This is a genomic window from Achromobacter sp. NCFB-sbj8-Ac1-l (genome assembly GCF_052695805.1).
Map to the genome: position 1 here is coordinate 5346737 of NZ_CP199812.1, position 20441 is coordinate 5367177.

Consider the following 20441-nt stretch of genomic DNA (forward strand, 5'->3'; position numbering starts at 1 on the left):
GAAAACATGACAAGAATCCTGCTGGCCGACGATCACCAGGTCGTGATACTGGGCGTGCGCAACGCATTGGAAGGCGTCGCGGGTTATCAGATCGTCGGCGACGCCACGAACGCCGCCGACCTTATCCGCAAGGCACGTGAACTTGCTCCCGACATCATCATTACCGACTACAACATGCCGTCCGACGATGGCTATGGCGACGGACTCGCGCTGGTCCAGTACCTGCGCCGGAATTTTCCCGCCATCCGCATCCTGATCCACACCATGATCACTTCCCCGGTGATCGTCGCCAGCCTGTACGAAGAAGGCGTCAACGGCGTGCTGTTCAAAAGCCGCGACCTGGCCGAAATCCAGACGGCGCTGGACACGCTGAAGAAGAACCAGATCTACCGCAGCTCTCCCCAGGTGTTTTCCGCGGCCTATCCGGGCGAATCGCAGGACGCGGCGGCCCGAATTGCACGCCTGTCGCCCAAGGAACTGGAGGTGCTGCGCCATTTCCTGTCGGGGACCTCGGTAGGTGAGATCGCACGCATCATGAATCGCAGCGTGAAGACGGTCAGCACCCACAAGATTGCCGCGATGCGCAAGCTCGACGTGGAAACGGACCACGAACTGGTCATGTTCGGCGTCAACCACGATGTCTTCAAATGACCCCTTGTGCGACATCCTCCTTCAACGTGCCCCCCCGCCCCTCATGAACCTCCGTCAGACCCGTCCCCTGGCCATCGGCATGGCGCTTGTCTTGCTCGCCCTGCCGATGGCCGCCACGCCCGTCCATGCCGCCACCGCGGTCCAGCTTACGGTGATGGCCTATGGGGTCGACGCGTTCGACGAAAAATACCAACGCACCGTCATCCGGCCTTTCGAAGCCGCCCATCCCAACGTCCAGGTGAACTACTACGCCGTACGAGATTCGCGCAATGCCCTGGCGGTGCTGCGCGCGCAACGCATGGCGCCGCGGATTGACGTGGTGATCATCGATCCGCCCAATGCGCGGCTGGCGCAGGACGAACACCTGCTCGCGCCGATGGACCCGAAGCTCGTCCCGAATGCCGCCGACCTGGGGCCGCTTGGCCGGGAAATGGGCTTCTGGGCCTTGCCCGCCATGTACGATTCCATGACGCTCGTTTATGCCAAATCGGCGTTCGCGCAGCCGCCCAAAAGCTGGCGCGAGATGTGGGACCCCAAATACCGCGGCAAGGTGGCCATGCCCTCCAGCAAGGAAGTGAACGGCAGCATGATCGCCATGACGATGCTGGCGAATCGGCTTGCCGGCGGGTCCGACGGCACCGACAACTTCGACGCCGCCATCGACTACCTGGAAAAACTCGCGCCCAATGTCATGACCTGGACACCCCGTCCCAGCCAATATTGGTTGGTGTCCCAGAAGCAGGCGTTGCTGGCCCAAGGCTGGAATTCGCGTAGCCAGAGCCAGATGGACATGCTGGGCGGCTACGGCACCACCGTGCCGCAGGAAGGCACCATCGCCATCCCCATCCTGATTGCCCGCGTTGCAGACCGGCCCCACGGCGACGTGGCGCAGGCCTTCATCAACCATGCGCTCAGCCCCCAGGCGCAACAGGCCTTTTCGGAAGCGATGTACTACGCGCCATCGAATCAGAAGACCAAGGTCAGCGAAGCCGCGCGAGCACGGATCCCGCTGCTGTCGCCGAACACCCGGCTGATCCCGGTGGAATGGGCCACCGTGACCATCAAGCATCTCGCCAAATTGCGCGCGGGCTGGTTGTCCCGGGTCATGAAGCCGGCCTCCTGAGCCGGGAAGGTCCCGGTCCCTGTTTTTGGGCGGCCGATTACCGGAATTGTCTGATGGTGCGCTGCCGTGCTGGATTGTTACCTTTGCTTCCGTGGTGAAAGCGCCTGGTTTGAACCCCGGGCGCGGCGCCACGAAACATCCGACACGCCCTCTCATTGGCTTTCAGACAACCATGAAACACCACACCAGCAAGCTTTTCGCCGCCCTCGTGGCCTGCGCCGCCAGCACGGGTGCCCTGGCCCAGACGGCCCCCGCCGCCGCCCCCAGCTTCAAGATCACCGTCACCGGCACCATCGCCCCGGGCAGCTGCACGCCGGCCTCCGGCGACCTGACGTTCGACATGAAGAGCATCAACCCGAAATCGTTGAACGCTGACAAGGTCACCATGCTCAGCGGCATCACCCAGAAGGTCAAGATCACCTGCACCGCCGACACCGCGATCGCACTGAACGTGACGGGTTCGACGAAGGCGTCGGGCAAGGCCTACGGCTCGAGCATGGAAAACCATCCGGCGGGCACGTCCACCGAAGAGAACTCGCTGCATGACCTGGTGAATCCCACGGACAGCAACAGCCGCGTCGGTGTGTATGCCATGCAGTTCCGCAACTTCACGTACACCGGTGGCGGCACGGGCTCCGTCCCCACCAAGGCAGCGGTCATCAAGAGCGACGACAAGGTCACGTGGGCCTACGCCGACAACCTGAATGGCTGGAACACCGCGCAACTGAAGCGGGACGGCAGCAACTATCTCTCGTTCGCCGACACGAAGGCCAACACCGTCCCTGTCCTGGCCAGCGTATTTGAAGGCGACCTGATGATTTCGCCGCTCATCCTGGCCAAGAAAGACCTGAAGCTGACCGGTGACCTCAAATTCGAAGGCGGCGCGACCATCACGCTGAACTACCTCTGATCCGCGTCTGCTCGCGCAGCGCAGGCTTCGATATTTCGAGAGCAATCATGAAACACCCACATTCCAGCAAGATCCTGTACGCGGCACTGGCTTGCGCCGCCGCAGCGGCGACTTCGACCGCCAACGCCCAGACAACCAGCGCGGCAACCCCGGCCGCGCTGCAAGTCAAGGTCGGCGGCGTCATCATGCCGGGCAGCTGCACGCCGGCCGCTGACGCGCTGGCCTTCGACATAAAGAAGGTCAACCCAGCGTCGCTGAAGGACAAGGCCGAGACCCCCCTCGCCCCCATCGTTCAGCGCTTGTCCATCAAGTGCCAGGGCGATGCCGCGGTGGCCCTGTCCGTGGCCGGGACCGCCAAGGCGGCCACCGCCTCGGAAGACGCGCTCGACCACAAGGCCACCGGCATCAGCGCCGAAGCGAAAAAGGGCTACATCTACGACCTGGTGGATGTGGCGACGTCGAATTCCCGTATCGGCCGCTATGTCTTCCAGTTTCGCAATTTCAGCTACACCACCGCGGCGGCGAACGGTACTGCCGCCAAGGCCGTGGTCGTGAGCAGCAGCGACAAGGCCGCGTGGACCACTGCCGCCGACACCGCAGCCAACGCGGCGCAGTTGAAATCGGACGGCACCACCTACGTGAGCTTCGCCGACCCGGCCACGCCCGCCGTACCGGTATCCGCATCGCTGTTCGATGGCGACATCATGATCGGCGCCGTCATCCAGCCGAAATCGGCGCTGACGCTCAATACCGACCTGTCGTTCCGCGGCGAAACCACCATCACCCTCAGCTATCTCTGATCGGCGCGCTCATCGGCGCATCGCCTGCGTCGATGAGCGACCAACGACCATGAAACTCAGAACTCTGCTTACCTGGACCTGCGCCATCGCCCCCATCGCAAGCCTGGCGCAAAACGCGCCGCTGAAGGTCGCGGTGCAAGGGGAAATCAAACCTGCGGCCTGCACGTTGCAAATCGCCCAGCAGGCCACGTTCGACTTCGGCAAGGTGAAAGTGCAGGACCTGAAGCTGGACACCTATACGCTGCTGCCGGCGATCGACCGTGAATTGCGCATCTCGTGCGAGGCGAAAACCACGGTGGCGCTGACCATCAGCGATGCCAATGCGGGCCTGGTGCCGTTCAAGGACGACATCGTCTTCTTTGGCGGGCATGGCAAGAGCTGGTCAGCCGCGCGGCAGTATGGCTTGCGCAACGACGCCGGGCGCGCCATCGGCTCCTGGGCGGTGCAGTTGGTGCCTGGCTTCACGGTGGATCAGAAGCCCACGGATTCGATCTACAGCGGCGACAACGGCAAGACGTGGCAGCCTTCGGTCGGCAACTTCTTCCACGATGATGGCAGCCTGGAAACCTGGAGCGATCCCGGTCGCAAGGAACCGGCGTTCGGCTACGAATTCGTGGGCACCCTGCGTGCACAGGCGGCGCTGGACAGAGCCAGCCGGCTCGGCGTGGCGGCTGATGTTCCCTTCATCGGCGGAGCCGTCCTGACACTCGTCTATCTCTAGCGGCCGACGCCGCCTTGTGCCGGGATGGCCGGCTGATCATGAAGCCTTACCTGAAATTCCTCATCGCCCTGGCGGGCGCAACGCTCGGCGCGCCGAGCCCGGCCGCGCCCTCCGCGCCTCAGGCACCCAGCTGCCGCATGCAGTTGAGCGGGGCCACCACGGTGGACTACGGCAAGATCAAGCGCAACCTGTTGCGCGCCGCTGACGCCGCCGCGCTGCCTGCCCAGCAACGCAGCGTGACGGTGACCTGTGACCAGCCGGCTGCGGTGGCGCTGCGGCAGTCCAGCGGTGATGGTTCTGCCAATCCCGCGGCCGGCAGCAAGCTCGGCCTGGCGCCGGAAACCAGCCACGGTATTGGCCTGGTATCCGGCAGGCCGCTGGGCGCCTTCGCACTGCGCTGGCGTCGCGACACGGCCACGCTGGACGGTGTGCCGGTACAACTGATCGTCTCGGCCGATGGCGGCGCGACGTGGCGACTGATGGACGCCGACACCGTGGTCGGCGCCACCGACCTGATCGCCTGGGCGCGCGGCGAGCAACGCCGCCCGGCCAGCGGCCGCACGCTGACGGTCGGCGTGCGGATCGAAACGGCCATCGCGCCGACCTCCACGCTGTACCTGGGCCGAGAGGCCCTGCTCGACGGCTCGATAAGCCTGTCCGCCATTTTCCAGTAGGCCGTCCTGCCGATGGCCAATTAACACAGGTCGGCACCGGCCGGCTTGAACACGTCTATTCCTGCTGATATGAAACCCCTGCTGACTTGCGTTTCCCTGGCCTGCACCCTGCTGGCCAACACGGCCGGCGCCGCCGGCGTCGTCCCTGAAACCTCGGTGCTCATCGTCGACGAAGCGACCGGCGAAGGCACCATGACCGTGCAGAACACCGACTCGGCGCCCGTGTTGCTGTACACCACCATCGAGAACATCGCCGAGGACCAGGAAGAACTGGTCGTCGCCACGCCGCCCATGGCACGGCTCGAAGCCGGCCAGTCGCAGTTGGTGCGGTTCATGTTGACCAAGAAGGGCCCGCTCGCCACGCAACGCCTCAAGCGCGTGGCGTTCGAGGGCATCCCCTTCGCCCGCGGCGCCGACAACCAGATCCAGACCACCTTCCGCCAGAACATCCCGATGATCATCCAGCCTCGCTCGCTGGAGAAGCTGAAGGATCCCTGGACGCGCCTGACCGCCACGGCAGACAACGGCAAGCTGCGGCTGTGCAATGACAGCGGCTACGTGGTGCGCATGGCGCAGCAAGTCCGCCTGGACAGCCGCAATGCCAACCTGCCCCTGCCCAAGACCTACCTGCTGCCGGGCGAACGCATTGAACTGGCGACCCGCGACCAGCCCGCGAACGGCAGCACGGTCACGATCTGGCCGGCCACGGTCTATGGCTACGCCGCGGGCAGCTACGCCATCCCCTTGACGAATGGCTGCAAGCCGACACCCGTGAAATGAACCTGCTCGCGATCCCGGCCGCGGGCCTGGCCGCACTTGTCTGCATGGCGGCCCCCGCAACCGCGTTCGCGCAACAATTCGATCCACAGACCTTGAAGCGCTTGGGCATCTCGCCCGAAGCCGCCGCCTACTTCAGCAAGACCTCGCGCTTTCTTCCCGGTGTCAGCCGGGTCCGCATGAAGGTCAACGGCGCCGACCTGGGCACGATGGACGTGCGCTTCAATGACGAAGGCACGCTGTGCTTCACGCCAGAGCTGCTGCAACGCGCCGGCCTGAAGGTGCCCGATGGCACCTCGGAGCAAGCCTGCCAGGACTACCGCAAGGCCTATCCGGAAACCGACATCACGCAGTTGCCGAATCAGTCGGAGGTGCACATCGTGACGCCGCTGGCGGCGCGCGCGCCCGTCGAAGAAGCCATCCAGGGTCAATACGCGTCAGGCGGCACCGCCGCCCTGGTCAACTACAACCTGAGCGGTGCGCGCAGCGGCAGTGGCGAATCAGGCTACCAATACCTGCGCGCCTACAGCGAAACCGGCCTGAACATCGCCGACTGGATCCTGCGCAGCCGCCAGGACTATTACTCGCAGGGCGGCATGTCGACCTTCACGCAAGGCGACACGTATGCGCAGCGCGCCGTGCCCAGCATGCGCGCCACGTTCCAGGCGGGTCAGATCTCGCCCGCCGGCTCCTTGTTCTCGGTCGGCACCCTGCGTGGCCTGCAACTGTTTCCCGAGTACGCGCTGCGGCAGACGCAGGCCTCGGGCGTCAACTTCAACGGCATCGCCAACGGCCAGAGTCGCATTGAAGTCCGGCAACTGGGCACGCTGATCCTGATGACGCAGGTGCCGGCGGGCGCCTACACCATCACCGACGTGCCTATCATCAGCGGCAATTCCGACCTGGACGTGCAGGTGATTTCCACCACTGGCGAACGGCAGCAGTTCACGGTCTCGGCCGCATCGTTCGGCGCCGTGCGCAACACCACGGCGCAAGGACTGTCCATTGCCGTGGGACGCTACCAGGCCAGCCGCGGCAGCGACAGCCAGACGCCGCTGGTGGCCACCGCCAGCAACGGCTGGAACCTGGGAAGCCGCAGCACCCTCAGTGCCGGCGCCTTGATTTCCGCGCCCTATCGCGCGCTGGCGTTCACCTTTGCGGCCTCGCCCAACGACGCCCTGAGCGGCTCCATCGGCCTGCGCGCCTCCAGCGCGGTCGCCAACGGCAGCAAGCTGCAAGGGCAGCAGGTCGCGGCCACCTTGTCCGTGTCTCCCCTGGAACGGCTATCCACCAATTTCTCGGCCACCTGGCAGACGGACGGCTATCGCGACATGGCGCAGGTGCTGCAACGCACCGACGACCCGCGCAGTGCCGGCCGGGCGAGCCAGACCTATACCGCTGGGGTGTCCTGGTTCCAGCCGACCCTGGGCGCCATTTCCGCCAGCTATAGCGCCAGCCGCCTGACCGGCCTGGACGCGACGCGCCAGCGCGCCACGCTGTCGTGGAGCCGCAGTTTCGGACGCACCTCGGTGACCCTGTCCGCGGCCAAGGACCTCAGCGCCGACACCCGCGCCCGATCAGACAACCAGTACTTCCTGACGCTCAGCTTTCCCCTGGGCAGCGCCAGCGCCGGTGTGTATGCCAGCAAGGCGGGCGACAGCAGCGCGATTGGTGCAAGCTATTCCGATACCGTCAATCCGCAGTTGAGCTACAGCCTGACATCCAGCGTGGCCAACCCGGGCAACGCCGTCAATTCGTCGGCCTCGATCGACGCGCTGCCGCGCTACACCCACGTCAACCTGTCGGCCAACCGTGATGCCCAGGGCAGCGTGTCGACGAACTGGGGCGTGCAAGGCTCGGTCGTGGCGGCCGGCGGCGCCGTGGCCTTCTCGCCCTATGAGGTGGGCGATACGTTCGGCATCGCCAAGGTCGGCGACCTGGGCGGGGTGCAGATCCAGACGCCGGCGGGCCCGGCCTGGACGGACGCGTGGGGCCATGCCGTCATTCCGGGCCTGACGGCCTACAGTGAAAGCTCGGTGGAAATCAACACCACCAGCCTGCCGCGCAATGCCAACCTGCCCAATGGGGTGCAGTCGGTCAAGCCCGCGCGCGGCTCGGTGCAGGTGGTGGACTTCAACCTGCGCCAGGTGCAGCGCTATCTGATGTCGGCCGTCTCCGCAGCCGACCAGCAACCGTTGGCGGAACGCCTGCCGGTGATGGACGCGCGCGGCAACCTGATCACCCTGGTGGGCAAAGGCGGCCAGATTTTCCTGGACGATGCCTACCCGATGCCCTTGCAGGTATCTCTGACCGACGGCGCGAAGTGCTTCCTGGACGTCCAGCCCATCGGCAAGCCCGATCCGGACCTGCCCTACCAGGAGGCGCAGGGCGTATGCCGCATGGGGCCGCAAGGGAAAACCGGCTGATCGCGATACGGATCTTCCGGTCCCAAGGCATGCGGCAACCCTATCGGCCGCTGCGCGGGGCCAAACGCTGAGGGTGGGGCGGGACAGGCACAGGCCCGCACCAGGCGGTAACATGATCGCCGCCATGCCCGCCCTCTTTCCATCCCCGCAAGCGCTGACCTCCTATTTCTGGAGCGGCGACGTCATCCGCAGCCGCAGCGTCAGCGCCCGCGTGGCCACGGCCACGCTGGACGTGCCCGAAGCCCCCGCCCGCCTGGCGGCCGACTGGGCCCGGGAAATCGAATCGCGGCTGGTGCTGGACCCCGGCGACGTGGAACAGATGCCGCTGGCGCGCACCATGACGCGCTGGCCCGATTACCACCAGTGCCTGCGGGCCATGCGCGACTGGACCGCCGCGCTGGGCCTGGGCGAGGTGCTGGCCTGCAGCGACATCGCGTTGATGGCCTGCCGCGGCGCGCGCTACCACCACGACGGCATGCAGTACGGCAGCGCGGCCTTCTGCAATCTGTTCATCAGCGAAGACAAGGGGCTGGATCTGATCTACCCCGGCACCGGCCAGCGTATTGCACTGCGGCGCGGCACCGCCCTGCTGTTCGACACCTGCCAGCCGCACGGCGTGGTGCCGCGCGGGGCCAGCCGCTTCGACGAGGCGGATTTTCCCGACGCGCGGGACCTGTCTCAGGTGTTCCTGACCTGGGAATTGCCGATCGAAGACGCCCGCGTGGCGGATGCGCTGGGCATCGCGTTCGACGTCGCCGCCGACGCTGCGCAGCAGGATGAAGAACAGGTGCGTGGCAATGGCGCCCGCCTGGGCGTCAGGCCGGATTGCGGCGCCTGGGAACCGCTGCCGTAACGACAGGCCCCGGTACCAGCGCCGACGCGGACTCTTGTATAGTGATCCGACCCCCAAACTCCTGGACGGCGATCCGATGTTCCGCTTTTCTACCCCGTTGCAAGCTTGCCTGCTTGGCGCACTGGCCTGCCTGGCCCTGGGCAACGCCCACGCCGCCCCGAAGATCGTCTATACCGGCACGTTGCAAGGCGCCGGCGAGGTCGTGATGGAACTGGACGCCCAGGCGGCCGCGGACGGCGCGCTGAACGGGCGCTACTTCTACCCGAAGGCGGGCGTCGACATTCCCCTGCACGGCACCGCCCAGGCGCTGGCGGAACCGCCGCCCTTCTGGAAGCGCGATCAACCGGGCCATTCGGCATCGGCCGACACGCCGCCCACCGCGGCCACCTGGCAGGGCGTGCGCGACGCGCAGGGGTACCGCGGCACCTGGACGGACGCGCGCAGCGGCAAGCAGCGCACGTTCGAACTGCGCCGCGTGGCCGAGTACGACCCCAAGACGCCGCCCGCCACCGAGGTGCACAACGGCATCGCCACCTTCCCCGAGATCAATGCCGCGCAAGCCCCGTACGACACGCTGAAACTGGCCGGCCATGCCGAACCCATGGGCGACGAAATCGGCCGCGGCGCGGTGGCTTACCGCATGTGGCGCGACCCGCGCACGCGGTTTCCGTATCCGCGCCTGACGCGCCACCCCGATGAACAGGTCCGCGCGCGGGTGAATCATCTGCTGGAACAGCGCCATTGGCGCAAGAGCCTGGGTGCGCTGCAATGCATGGGCGAGGCCTATACCCGCATGGGTGACTTCCCATCCGCGGGCACGCTGGGCAATTTCGATGACGAAGTCATTACCGTCACCTGGCTGTCGCAAGCGCTGATGACCGTGACGGAAAGCGGCAGCCTGGATTGCGGCGGCGCACACCCCGACAACCATTTCGAGCCCTACACCTACGACCTGCTGCGCGGCGAATACCTGGACTGGAACCGCGTCTTCGACGCCTACGCGCCCCGCGGCCGTGGGCGCCCCCAGGCCAGCCCGACCCTGGTCGACATCACGGCCACCGTGCAACGCACGCTGGCCGCTGCCGAAGCCGAAGGCACCACCAAGGACCCGTCCAAGGATGGCTGCGCCAGCCTGTGGCCCGACAACCTGGTGCTGGGCGCCCAGGCGCCCGGCGCGCTGAGCCTGTCGGTGTCCGGCGTGGGCCATGCGTCGGGCATCTGCCTGGGCACGCTGGCGCTGGTGCCGTTCAGCGATTTGACGCAGTATCTGAAGCCGGGCGGACAGGCGTACCTGGCGACCGACTGAGACGATCAGGTCGACAACAACGCGCCGTACAGCGCCTGCCCTGCCCGGATGAAGTCGACGATCTCTTTGATCGAATGCATGTCCAGCACGTTGGGATCCTCGAACAGCGCCGGACTCATGTCGTTCTGCAGCAGCAGCTTGTTGAGCGTCAGGAACGCGGCGGTGCGGATGTTGCCGTCCGCGAACAGGTGATGCTGGTCAAGATCCTGGCAACACTTGGCGATGCAGGCAAGCTTGCCTTCTTCATCCTGCGCCAGGGCAAGCTCATCGTGGTAGGTCTGGATGATGGCGGCCGCCTTGTCCCTGCATTGCTGCGCCGGCTTGGCCTGCGCCACCACGTAGTCCACCAGTTGCTCGGGATGCGGCATAATTTTCACCCAGGCGTGGTGATCGCTCGCCTTGGCCGACGCCTCGAATTCCAGCCTGCCTTCCACGGACCAGTTGCTCAGGCCCAAGCCGAACATGACCCCTTCGTTGTCCCGATACCCCTGCTGAAACAGGCTACCCGTTCCCATTTGGTCGCGCTTATGCACCCCCGCCACGGCGGTGTCATGCAAGGCCAGGTAGCTGTCCGCGGTCAGTGGCTGTGTCACTTCGTCCAGCATCAGGTTCAAGGCGCTCAACATACCCGCCATGTAGCCGCGCTCGTTCTCGAAGTAGGCCGCACCGTAAGCGTGGTGTTTTCCGTCCATGACCAGTTTGTAGGCATCGCTGGCGGCATCATCGAGCTTGCCCAATGCGGTGTGGGCCAGCTGTCCGGCACGCTCTCCGAAGCGAACCTGCTCCAACCGCATGCGCAGCACCGAATCGGTCTTTTCTCGAATTTCCGGGCCGATCCCCTGTGCATCGCGCAATTGGGAAATCATCTCTTCCAACCCTTGCCGCATCTGCCCGGGCTGGGCGTCGGCGCCGAACTGCGCAATCAACCGGTTCATCATGACGATATCGAGTTCATCGTGGAACGCATAGCCCAGGTCGGTACGCGGGGACAATACGTCTGTCTGACCGATGACATCCCACTTGCGGCATAGCGCCACGCAATCCGGCGGCGCGAAGTCATTGGCCACATGCAGCGCTTGATGCACCAATGCGCCCGTCAGCGGCAGGCCGCTATCCCGGGTACGCTCCAACAAGTCACGCAGCACTCCCATCGCCTGATCGGAATGTCCCGCCCCATGCAAAGCCGAGAACAGGTTGTCAAATGCCTGCTGGTTTTGAACTGCGTAGTCGGGCGCAGTCTGCGGCGCATCCTGGCCATGGACGCCGCCGCTGCCGTTCAGGACCACCCGCATCGTGTCGCCCGCGTGGGCGATCTGCCGCCATTGTTCCATGCCGACAGGATTCTGGATGTTGCTCTCGATACCCATGTCTTGCCCTCCTCAGGCCCGGTTGATCAATGCGCCCGGATCGCCGGCGCTTGCGGTAGCCACGCTCTCGTCAACTGCGCTTTGCCGCGCGGCGCGCTCGGCCAGCCGCGCAGTCCAATACGTCGCCATGCCGCTGAAGGACTCGAACACGGCGCCGAAGCGCTGCGCGTGCAGGACCTCGAGCGGTTCGTGATAGCAATAGGTAATGGCGTCGGTCAGCTCGCTTACGCCGAAATAGCCGCCGGCAGTCAGTGCCCTCTGCATGTTGCAGCGAAGCAGATGCCGCAACAGCGAGGCGTGGCCCGCGCCGACGACGCTGCCCACCAGCGCGGTCCAATGCACCCGGTCATGCTCTTCGTCGTAGCTGATATGCACCCAGCATGACTCGTTCACTTGAATCGAACAGACTTGCGCGTCGTTGACAGGCAAGTCGGGTTGACCGAGCAACTGGCCAAGCTCGGCAACCCGCAAGCGAAAGACTTCGGCAGGCATGGTCCTCTCCCCGGGGTGAGGTGCGCACGTCGGCGCACCGGAGCCTGCGCCCAGAGGGTTCAGGCGATCCAGGCATTAGTAACCGGCATGGCCGCGAGGTTCCATCGCAGGGCGCGCGTCGTGCCGGCCCTGGCGAGACGCTAAGGTCGAAGCGCATCCCGCTGCGCCTGCAAGGCCAGCCCGCCCTCTTCCTCGAACATCTCTTCAAACGATTGCGCGCATTGCGCCGCGGTCTCGGCAGCGCGGTCCAGCATGCGGGCTTCGTAACGCTGCTGCGCCGCCCGCCAGTCGTCGCCGCCGACCAGGGCTTCGGCCAGTTCCGCCGCATCCAGCATCGCCAGGTTCACGCCCACGCCCAGCGGCGGCATGACGTGGGCGGCATCGCCGACCAGGGTCAGGCCCGCGCGGTGGGGCCAGCGCGTGCCTGGCGGCAAGGCGACGATGGGCCGCAGCGCCGCGATCCGGTCCGCCTGGCGGATCATGGCCAATAGCGACGGCGCCCAGCCGGGAAAACGCGCCAACAGGTCTTCGCGCGTCATGCCGGCCAGCGCCAGATCGGGGCGGTCCGTTTCTTCGGGGCGTGTGCGGATCGCCGCATAGACGCGCAGGGTGGCGTTGCCGTTGCGCTGCGCAACGATGCCCGCGCCGCCATGCATCGAAAAATAGGTGCCGTGGCCCACGCGCCGGGCAATCTCGGGGTGGTGGCGGTCGACATCGGCCAGCCACAACTCCACGAAGGTGACGCCGGTGTAGACCGGCTGCACGGGCGTCAGCGCGGCGCGCACCTTGGACCAGGCGCCGTCCGCGCCCACCACCAGGTCGTAGGGGCCAGCCAGGCCGCCCTGGCATCGCAGGTCATAACGGCCGTCGGGGCGTGCCACCACCGCCTGCAGGCGTACGCCCCAGTGCACCGTATCGGGCGCCAAGCGTTGCAGCAACAGTTCGCGCAACACCACGCGGTCGATTTCCGGACGATCGCCGGCGCCAGGCTCGGGGATTTCCTCGCGAAGCAGCTCGCCCGTAGCATGGTCGGCCAGGCGCTGTTCCTGGTCTTCGTGCCGGGCAATCCCCATGAAGGCATCGAACAGGCCCGCCTTGTGCAGCGCCACTTGTCCTTCGCCGGGATGCAGGTCCAGCGATCCGCCCTGGTCGCGGGCACCCAGGGCGGCGTCGGCCTCGAAGATGTCGGCGCGCCAGCCGTGGCGTTGCAGCACGTTGGCGGCGGTCAGGCCGGCAGGGCCGGCGCCGATGATGGCGATGGCAAGGGGTTGCGGCATGGCGGCATTTCCTTTAACTTGATAGGCACCTATGCATATTACATAGGTGCCTATTAAAATAAAAGGACATCCATGCCTGGCCCCATCGATTGGCAACCCCGGCAAATGCCGACCCTGCTCATCAACCAGTACGCCCGCGTCATGGCCAAACAGGTCGACGAGCGGCTGCGGCCGCTGGGCGTAACGGCATCACAATTGCCGGTGCTGGTGGCATTGAAGGGTGGCGGCCAGCTGACGCAGAAGGAATTAGCCGAAACGGCAGGGGTCGAGCAACCCAGCATGGCGCAGTTGCTGGCGCGCATGGAACGCGACGGACTGGTGCGGCGCGAACCGTCACCGACTGACGGGCGCAGCAGCCTGGTGTCGCTGACGCCCGCGGCGATGCGCAAGCTGGAGCCAGGCCGCGCCGTCCTGAAACAGATGGACGACGAGGCCTGCGCAATCTTCGAGCCGGCGGAACGTGAACTGCTGGCCCGGCTGCTGCTGCGCCTGGTGGAAAGCGCCTACCAGTAGATATCCTGGTTGTAGTACTTGTGCAGGTCGCGGGCCCAGGTTTCATCGGCCATGCGGGGCCAATTGTCCTTGTCGAAACCCGGCGCGTTCTTCAGGGTTTCCTTGTCCACGTGCAGCACGAAGCATTTGCGGTCGGTATCCAGCTTCAGGGCCGCCCACGGAATGGCAAAGAGCTTTTCGCCCATGCCCAGGATGCCGCCGCGCGACAGTACCGCGTAGGCCACGCGCCCACGCGGCACGTCGATCATGATGGCCTTGATGTCACCGAGCGTTTCGCCTTCGGCGTTGTAGACATCATTGCCTTCCAGCGTGTTGGCCGCCATGACTTCCGGGCCGGGCCCCTGGGCCGAGGTCTTGGGGCCGCCAACGATATTCGTGGTTTGCTGTTGTTCCATCGCTACTCTCCTGTGCGGGGGATTCCCGCGCTGTACATCGTGAAATCGTGAAATGCCGAGGCGGCGCTAGCGGCGCCGGTACTCGGACATCAGGCACATCCCGGCCAGCGCACCGACCAGCGCCGCCCCGGCAATGCTCTTCCAGGCGTTTTCGTGCACGTAGCCGTCGGTGGCCTCGGACACATCCCTGGCGCGCCGCCACGCCCGCTTTTTCAAGCCCCGGGCCTCGGCCCGCGCGGTATCGAGCTGCTGTTTCAGGCGGTCGCGCGCCGCCTCGACCTCGGCGCCGCTGTAGCTGGCCGTGCTGCGCAGCAGGTTCTCGGTTCCGGATATCAGGTCGCGCAACGTCGTGCCGTCGCCGTTTCGTGTAGTCATGGCACCTCCTTGAAGAAATGACCGGTTCAATCAGGCCTGTCCCGGCCTGTGCCCCGGCGCAATGGCCGCCCCGGGGACCCCATACCGTCGCAAGCGGCGTGCCCGGGCTGCGACGCTGCGTTCAGCTCGCCCACCACTGCTTGATCGTCGCGCGCAAGGCCGCGGCGCCCACGCCGGGTTCTTCCTTGCGCAGCGCCGCCATGTAGGCGCCGAACTGCTTCATCGACACGTGCGGCGGCAACGGGGGCATTTCGGGGTCGGTCACGATTTCCAGCACCGCCGGGCGCCCCGCAGCCAGCGCGCGGTCCCAGGCGGGGCCGACATCGTCGGGCGACGTGACGCGGATACCCTCCAGTCCCAGCATGCGGCCATAGTCCGCATACGAAAACGAAGGCAATTCCTGCGACGCCACAAAGCGCGGGTCGCCGCCCATGACGCGCTGCTCCCAGGTCACCAGGTTCAGGTCACCGTTGTTCAGCACCATCACCACCAGGGTCGGGTCGCTCCAGTCCTTCCAGCGGTGCGCAATGGTGATGAGTTCGTTAATGCCCAGCATCTGCATCGCGCCATCGCCCACCAGCGCGATCACGGGCCGGCCCGGGTAGGCCAGCTTGGCCGCCACCGCATAAGGCACGCCGCAGCCCATGCTGGCCAGGCCGCCTGAGACCGACCCCATCATGCCTTCGCGCAGCTGCACGTCGCGGGCGTACCAATTGGCCGCGGAACCGGAATCGCAGGTGACGATGCTGTGCGGCGGCAAGCGGCTGGACAGCTCCAGGAACGGGCGCTGCGGATTCACGGGCCTGGCCTCGACCATCGCCCGGGCCTTGACCGTTTCCTGCCAGCGCTGCACCTGTTTCTCGATGCGCTCGCGCCAACGGCTGGAAGCCTTCGGTTCCAGCATCGGCAGCAGGGCCTCCAGCGTCAGGCGGGCGTCGCCCACCAGGCCGACCTCGACCGGATAGCGCAGGCTGAGCTGGCGGCCGTCCACGTCGATCTGCACCGCCCGCGCCTGGCCTTCGCGCGGCAGGAATTCGGCGTACGGAAAGGACGTACCGACCATCAGCAGCGTGTCGCATTCATTCATCATGTCCCAGCTGGGCTGGGTGCCCAGCAAGCCGATCGCGCCGGTGACGTAGGGCAGCGCATCGGGCAGCACGGCCTTGCCGAGCAGCGCCTTGGCCACGCCGGCGCCCAGGCATTCGGCCACCGCGCGCACTTCGTTGCCGGCCGCCAGCGCGCCGGCGCCCACCAGCATGGCCACGCGCTCGCCGCGGTTCAGGATGTCGGCGGCATTGGCCAGGGCGGCCGCCTGCGGTACCGCAGCATGCGAGGTGATGCCGATGCCGGTGTGCACGGTGCCGTGTTCGCGCGGCGGCGTCGGCACGGCCTCCAGGTCCTGCACGTCGTTCGGAAAGATCAGGCACACCACGCTGCGCCGTTCCATCGCAATGCGCATGGCGCGGTCCACCATGTGCCGCGCCTGCAGTGGCGAGGTGACCATGTGCACGAAATCGTGGGCCACGTCCTTGAACAGGCTGACCAGATCGACCTCTTGCTGATAGTCGCCGCCCAGCGCGCTGCGGGCCTGTTGGCCCACGATGGCCACCACGGGCTGGTGATCCAGCTTGGCGTCGTACAGGCCGTTCAACAGATGGATGGCCCCTGGGCCCGACGTCGCCAGGCAGACGCCCACCTGGCCCGTGAACTTGGCGTGGGCGCACGCCATGAAGGCGGCGCCCTCCTCGTGGCGGGCCTGCACGAATTCCAGTTTGTCATTGCGGCCGAAGGCGCCGATCAAGCCGTTGATGCCGTCCCCGGGATAGCCGTAGATGCGTTGCACGCCCCACTGGCCCAACCGGTCCAGCACGAAGTCGGATACGGTTTGCATGTCAGTTCTCCTTTGCGCTTGCCTGGGTCAATCCCATGGCTACGCAAATCCCGTTCCCGGCGGTGCCGGGCTGGCGTGGAGAACCGGGAGTGTGCCGACTACAAAAGCCGGCAACAACGGCGCAGGGCGACCTGCTGGTCGCGCGCGGGGTCGGGCTAGCGGCGGGCCATGGCCTCGGCCAGCGGCGCCATGGACGGCCCGATCAAGGCCAGCAGGCGCGCACGGCTGACGCCGTCGCGGGCCTGCACCGACAGGCCGTGCAGGACGGCGGCGTAGTAATCGCCCAGGGCTTGCACGTCGGTGCCGGGCTTGAGTTCGCCGCTGCGTTGCGCGGCCTCCAGGCGGTCGATGATGGACTGCGTGCGGGCCTTGCGGTGCGAGGTCAGCCAACGCATGACGGGTTCGTTGTCGGCTGCGTAGTTGGTGGCGGCGGTGACGACCATGCAGCCTTGTGGACGCCCCCGGCGCGTGTAGGTCGCGACGGCGTCCTGCAGCATTTTCTCGACCGCCTCGCGCACGTCGGCCGATTGCAGCGCGGCTTCGGCAAAACCGCCGTCGCCGGTTTCGTAGCGTTCGACGGCTTCGCGAAACAGGGCTTCCTTGGAGCCGAAGGCGGCGTACAGGCGCGCCGATGCCAGGCCCGTGGCGGCGACCAGGTCGGCCATCGAGGTGCCCTCGTAGCCATGCTGCCAGAAGGCCAGCATGGCCTGTTGCAACGCGGTGTCGCGGTCGAATTCCCGGGGTCTGCCTGCCATGTCGTGCCTGAAGAGTTGATGTTTTTCGTAGTGTACCGCCGCGCGTGGCGATAGCGCCGCGCACCACGGCGCTTGCGTGCGGTGCCACTTTCGGTCTATTCTTTGTCGGTCGACAAACAATTGCACCTGCCGATCCACGGCAACTCACTGACTGACATCATCATGCAAACGCACACCAAGCAAGCCCCCGCCCTGCAGACCCTCAAAGGCCCCAGCATCCACCTGGCGCAATTCAGCGACGCGGCCGCGCCGTTCAACAGCTTGCCCGCCGTCGCCGAATGGGCGGCCGGACTGGGCTTCAAGGCGCTGCAAGTGCCCGCCTGGGACCAGCGCTTTTTCAACGTGGAACTGGCCGCCACCAGCCAGGACTACTGCGACGAGATCACCGGCATGCTGGCCGGCCACGGCCTGGTGATCAGCGAACTGACGACGCACATCTTCGGCCAGTTGCTGGCGGTGCATCCGGCGTACGACGCCATGTTCGACACCTTTGCGCCGGTCCAGGTGCGCGGCAATGCGCAGGCGCGCACCGAATGGGCGCGCCGCAACCTGCTGCTGGCCGCCCAGGCCTCGCGCCGGCTGGGGTTGACCGAGATGGGCACGTTCTCGGGCTCGTTCGCCTGGCCCTACCTGTTTCCGTTTCCGCAGCGTCCCGAAGGGCTGATCGAAACCGCCTTCGACGAACTGGCGCGCCGCTGGCTGCCGGTGCTGGACGCCTGCGACGAGCAAGGCGTGAACCTGTGCTTCGAGATCCATCCCAGCGAAGACCTGCACGATGGCGTGACGTTCGAGATGTTCCACGAACGCGTCGGTGGCCACGCCCGCTGCGGCATTCTGTTCGACCCCAGCCATTTCGTGCTGCAACAGCTGAACTACCTGGATTACCTGGACATCTACAAGGACCACATCCGCATGTTCCATGTGAAGGACGCCGAGTTCAATCCGACCGGGCGCCAGGGCATCTACGGCGGCTATCAATCGTGGGTGAACCGCGCCGGGCGCTTTCGCTCGCTGGGCGACGGCCAGGTGGACTTCAAGGCGATCTTCTCCAAGCTGGCGCACCACGGCTACCAAGGCTGGGCCGCACTGGAATGGGAATGCTGCCTGAAGGACCAGCAGACCGGCGCACGCGAAGGCGCGGCCTTCATCAAGCAGCACATCATTCCGGTGACCGACAAGATCTTCGATGACTTCGCCGGCGCCGCGATCGACCAGCGCCAGATCAACACCCTGCTCGGCATTGCCTGAATCACACCCCAACCATAACGAATCTGGACACGCAGTCATGACCCATCCCCACGATGCCTACCTTCCCGCCGGCGCGCAGTTTTCGCATCGCTATCTCATCGTCAACGGCGCGCGCGTGCATTGCGCCATCGCTGGCAGCGGCACGCCGGTCCTGCTGATTCCCGGCTGGCCGCAAACCTGGCTGACCTGGCGCCACGTGATGCACGCGCTGGCCGGCCAGGGCTACATGGCCATTGCCGTCGACCCGCCCGGCACGGGCGATTCCGACCATCCCACCTGCGGCTACGACACCGGCGCCATCGCCGCCACGCTGCATCAATTGATGGCGCAACTGGGCCATGACCGCTACCAGGTGGTGGGCCACGACATCGGCATGTGGGTGGCCTACGCGCTGGCCAGCGATTTTCCGGGCGTCGTGTCTCGCCTGGCGCTGACCGAGGCCGTGATTCCCGGCCTGGCGCCCGAGCCGACGATCTTCGCTCCGCCCGCCGACAACGTGTTCCTGTGGCACTTCATGTTCAATCGCCTGCCCGACCTGCCCGAGGCGCTGATCGCCGGCCGTGAACAGGCCTACCTGACGTATATGTTCGACAAGTGGTCGCACCGCCGCGACCGCGTGGCGGCGCAGGCGTACATCGACGCGTATGCCGCGCCGGGCGGCCTGCGTGGCGGCTTCGCCTACTACCGCGCGATACCCGAGACGGTGCGCCAGAACACCGAGCGCGCCCGCACAACGCTGCCGATGCCGGTGCTGGCCATCGGCGCCGAGCATGCCACCCGCGATGCCCCGCTGGTGACCATGCAGCGCGCGGCCACGGACGTGCGCGGCGCCATCATCCCGGACTGCGGCCACTTCGTGACGGAAGAGTGCCCGGACGAATTCCTGGCGCACCTGCTGCCGTTCCTGTCGCGCGAGGGCTGAGCCATGCCGTTGGATCCCCGCATCAATACCTACCTGCGGCGCCTGTCGTCGGTGGCCGCGCCGCTGGACCTCGCAGCGCGCCGCGCCGCGGCCGAGGTCGGCCTGCGTGAACTGCACGGCCCGCTGGAAGACGTGGCGGCCATCGACACCTGGACGGTGCCCGGCCACGATGGCCATCCGATCCGCGTGCGCGCCTATACCCCTGACGGCGCGGCGCCCGATGCCGTGCTGCCGGCGTTGGTGTTCGCGCACGGCGGCGGCTGGTTCCAGTGTTCGCTGGAGCTTTACGACAACCCCTGCCGCGCGCTCGCCAACGCAACGCAATGCAAGGTGCTGTCGGTGGACTACCGGCTGGCGCCGGAAAGCAAGTTCCCGATTCCGCTTGAAGACTTCTACAGCGCGCTGGTCTGGGTGTCCGAGCACACGGACCGCCTGGGCATCGATCCCGCGCGCATCGCCGTGGGTGGCGACAGCGCAGGCGGCAACCTTGCCGCGGCCGCCGCGATCATGGCGCGCGACCGCAAGGGTCCGGCCATCGCCCACCAGCTGCTGTGCTATCCGGTGGTGGACCATGATTTCTCCACCGCGTCCTACCAGGCGTACGGCCAGAATTTCTTCCTGACGGAAGAAGTCATGCGCTATTGCTGGTTCACCTATCTGGTGAACGCGTCGGACGGTGCGTCGCCCTATGCATCGCCGCTGCGCGCCGACCTGGCCGGCCTGCCGCCCGCCACGCTGCTGATCTGCGAATTCGATCCGCTGCGCGATGAAGGGCAGGCCTACGCCAGGAAGCTGCGCGAGGCCGGCGTGGACGCGCGCGACCACCTGCTGCCAGGCATGGTGCACGCCTGCATCCATATGCTGGGGCTGACACCCGACGCACGCCGGCTGTTCGATCTGGCGGGCGAGGCGTTGGCCAGGCAAGCGTGGTGACCGTGGCAAGCGTGGCGCACGCGGCGCATCCG

At 66.4% G+C, this 20441-nt stretch carries 21 protein-coding genes; 14 read left to right on the forward strand and 7 right to left on the reverse strand.

Annotation, left to right across the window (positions count from 1 at the left end):
- Positions 1-6: 6 nt before the first annotated feature.
- The 10 genes from ACUDP5_RS24600 (at position 7) to ACUDP5_RS24645 (ending at position 10241) form a co-directional block, all read left to right on the forward strand.
- Positions 7-651 (forward strand): response regulator transcription factor, encoded by a 645-nt coding sequence (locus ACUDP5_RS24600; protein ID WP_263910007.1) that lies wholly within the window; start codon positions 7-9, stop codon positions 649-651.
- 43 nt (positions 652-694) lie between these two features.
- On the forward strand, positions 695-1774 hold the full coding sequence (locus ACUDP5_RS24605; protein ID WP_263910005.1) for an extracellular solute-binding protein: 1080 nt from the start codon (positions 695-697) through the stop codon (positions 1772-1774).
- Positions 1775-1946: 172 nt separating this feature from the next.
- Positions 1947-2684, forward strand: coding sequence for a hypothetical protein (locus tag ACUDP5_RS24610; protein ID WP_445657429.1), 738 nt, complete (start codon positions 1947-1949; stop codon positions 2682-2684).
- A 47-nt stretch (positions 2685-2731) separates the two neighbouring features.
- Entirely contained in the window at positions 2732-3484 is a 753-nt protein-coding gene (locus tag ACUDP5_RS24615; protein WP_263910001.1) for a hypothetical protein, read from the forward strand.
- A 49-nt stretch (positions 3485-3533) separates the two neighbouring features.
- Positions 3534-4205 (forward strand): DUF1120 domain-containing protein, encoded by a 672-nt coding sequence (locus ACUDP5_RS24620; RefSeq protein WP_263909999.1) that lies wholly within the window; start codon positions 3534-3536, stop codon positions 4203-4205.
- Positions 4206-4243: 38 nt separating this feature from the next.
- The gene (locus ACUDP5_RS24625) at positions 4244-4879 is read left to right on the forward strand and encodes a DUF1120 domain-containing protein (protein ID WP_445657430.1); all 636 of its coding nucleotides are present in this window, start codon (positions 4244-4246) and stop codon (positions 4877-4879) included.
- Between the two features lie 69 nt (positions 4880-4948).
- Positions 4949-5659, forward strand: a complete 711-nt coding sequence (locus ACUDP5_RS24630) for a fimbria/pilus chaperone family protein (protein ID WP_263909995.1) — start codon at positions 4949-4951, stop codon at positions 5657-5659.
- Positions 5656-8082 carry a fimbria/pilus outer membrane usher protein gene (locus tag ACUDP5_RS24635; RefSeq protein ID WP_445657431.1) on the forward strand — a complete coding sequence of 809 codons (2427 nt, stop codon included), beginning with the start codon at positions 5656-5658 and terminating at the stop codon, positions 8080-8082. Before ACUDP5_RS24630 ends, ACUDP5_RS24635 begins: the two co-directional genes overlap by 4 nt.
- 124 nt (positions 8083-8206) lie before the next feature.
- Entirely contained in the window at positions 8207-8935 is a 729-nt protein-coding gene (locus ACUDP5_RS24640; protein ID WP_445657432.1) for a hypothetical protein, read from the forward strand.
- A 76-nt stretch (positions 8936-9011) separates the two neighbouring features.
- Positions 9012-10241 carry a hypothetical protein gene (locus ACUDP5_RS24645; RefSeq protein WP_445657433.1) on the forward strand — a complete coding sequence of 410 codons (1230 nt, stop codon included), beginning with the start codon at positions 9012-9014 and terminating at the stop codon, positions 10239-10241.
- Positions 10242-10246: 5 nt separating this feature from the next.
- On the opposite strand, the gene ACUDP5_RS24650 is transcribed toward ACUDP5_RS24645, so the two are convergent.
- From ACUDP5_RS24650 to ACUDP5_RS24660, 3 genes are all read right to left on the reverse strand, one after another.
- Positions 10247-11608, reverse strand: coding sequence for a hypothetical protein (locus ACUDP5_RS24650; protein WP_445657434.1), 1362 nt, complete (start codon positions 11606-11608; stop codon positions 10247-10249).
- A gap of 12 nt (positions 11609-11620) precedes the next feature.
- Positions 11621-12100: a type III secretion system chaperone gene (locus ACUDP5_RS24655; RefSeq protein ID WP_263909985.1), complete on the reverse strand. Its 480-nt coding sequence runs from the start codon at positions 12098-12100 to the stop codon at positions 11621-11623.
- Positions 12101-12240: 140 nt separating this feature from the next.
- On the reverse strand, positions 12241-13377 hold the full coding sequence (locus ACUDP5_RS24660; protein WP_445657435.1) for an FAD-dependent oxidoreductase: 1137 nt from the start codon (positions 13375-13377) through the stop codon (positions 12241-12243).
- A 105-nt stretch (positions 13378-13482) separates the two neighbouring features.
- Between ACUDP5_RS24660 and ACUDP5_RS24665 the strand changes: the two genes are divergently transcribed.
- On the forward strand, positions 13483-13890 hold the full coding sequence (locus ACUDP5_RS24665) for a MarR family transcriptional regulator (RefSeq protein ID WP_263909981.1): 408 nt from the start codon (positions 13483-13485) through the stop codon (positions 13888-13890).
- On the opposite strand, the gene ACUDP5_RS24670 is transcribed toward ACUDP5_RS24665, so the two are convergent.
- The 4 genes from ACUDP5_RS24670 to ACUDP5_RS24685 form a co-directional block, all read right to left on the reverse strand.
- Positions 13881-14285, reverse strand: a complete 405-nt coding sequence (locus ACUDP5_RS24670; RefSeq protein WP_445657436.1) for a PRC-barrel domain-containing protein — start codon at positions 14283-14285, stop codon at positions 13881-13883. The genes ACUDP5_RS24665 and ACUDP5_RS24670 overlap by 10 nt on opposite strands.
- 66 nt (positions 14286-14351) lie before the next feature.
- On the reverse strand, positions 14352-14660 hold the full coding sequence (locus ACUDP5_RS24675; RefSeq protein WP_445657437.1) for a DUF883 family protein: 309 nt from the start codon (positions 14658-14660) through the stop codon (positions 14352-14354).
- Between the two features lie 121 nt (positions 14661-14781).
- Complete coding sequence (locus ACUDP5_RS24680) at positions 14782-16551, reverse strand: thiamine pyrophosphate-requiring protein (protein WP_263909975.1); 1770 nt, start codon at positions 16549-16551, stop codon at positions 14782-14784.
- A 155-nt stretch (positions 16552-16706) separates the two neighbouring features.
- Positions 16707-17306: a TetR/AcrR family transcriptional regulator gene (locus ACUDP5_RS24685; RefSeq protein ID WP_263909973.1), complete on the reverse strand. Its 600-nt coding sequence runs from the start codon at positions 17304-17306 to the stop codon at positions 16707-16709.
- A 192-nt stretch (positions 17307-17498) separates the two neighbouring features.
- On the opposite strand from ACUDP5_RS24685, the gene ACUDP5_RS24690 reads away from it, so the two are divergent.
- Genes ACUDP5_RS24690 through ACUDP5_RS24700 form a run of 3 tightly spaced genes read left to right on the forward strand, consistent with a single transcriptional unit; the run spans position 17499 to position 20409 of the window.
- The gene (locus tag ACUDP5_RS24690; RefSeq protein ID WP_263910250.1) at positions 17499-18554 is read left to right on the forward strand and encodes a sugar phosphate isomerase/epimerase family protein; all 1056 of its coding nucleotides are present in this window, start codon (positions 17499-17501) and stop codon (positions 18552-18554) included.
- Positions 18555-18591: 37 nt separating this feature from the next.
- On the forward strand, positions 18592-19476 hold the full coding sequence (locus tag ACUDP5_RS24695) for an alpha/beta fold hydrolase (protein WP_445657438.1): 885 nt from the start codon (positions 18592-18594) through the stop codon (positions 19474-19476).
- A 3-nt stretch (positions 19477-19479) separates the two neighbouring features.
- Positions 19480-20409: an alpha/beta hydrolase gene (locus ACUDP5_RS24700; protein ID WP_445657439.1), complete on the forward strand. Its 930-nt coding sequence runs from the start codon at positions 19480-19482 to the stop codon at positions 20407-20409.
- The last annotated feature ends 32 nt before the right edge of the window (positions 20410-20441 follow it).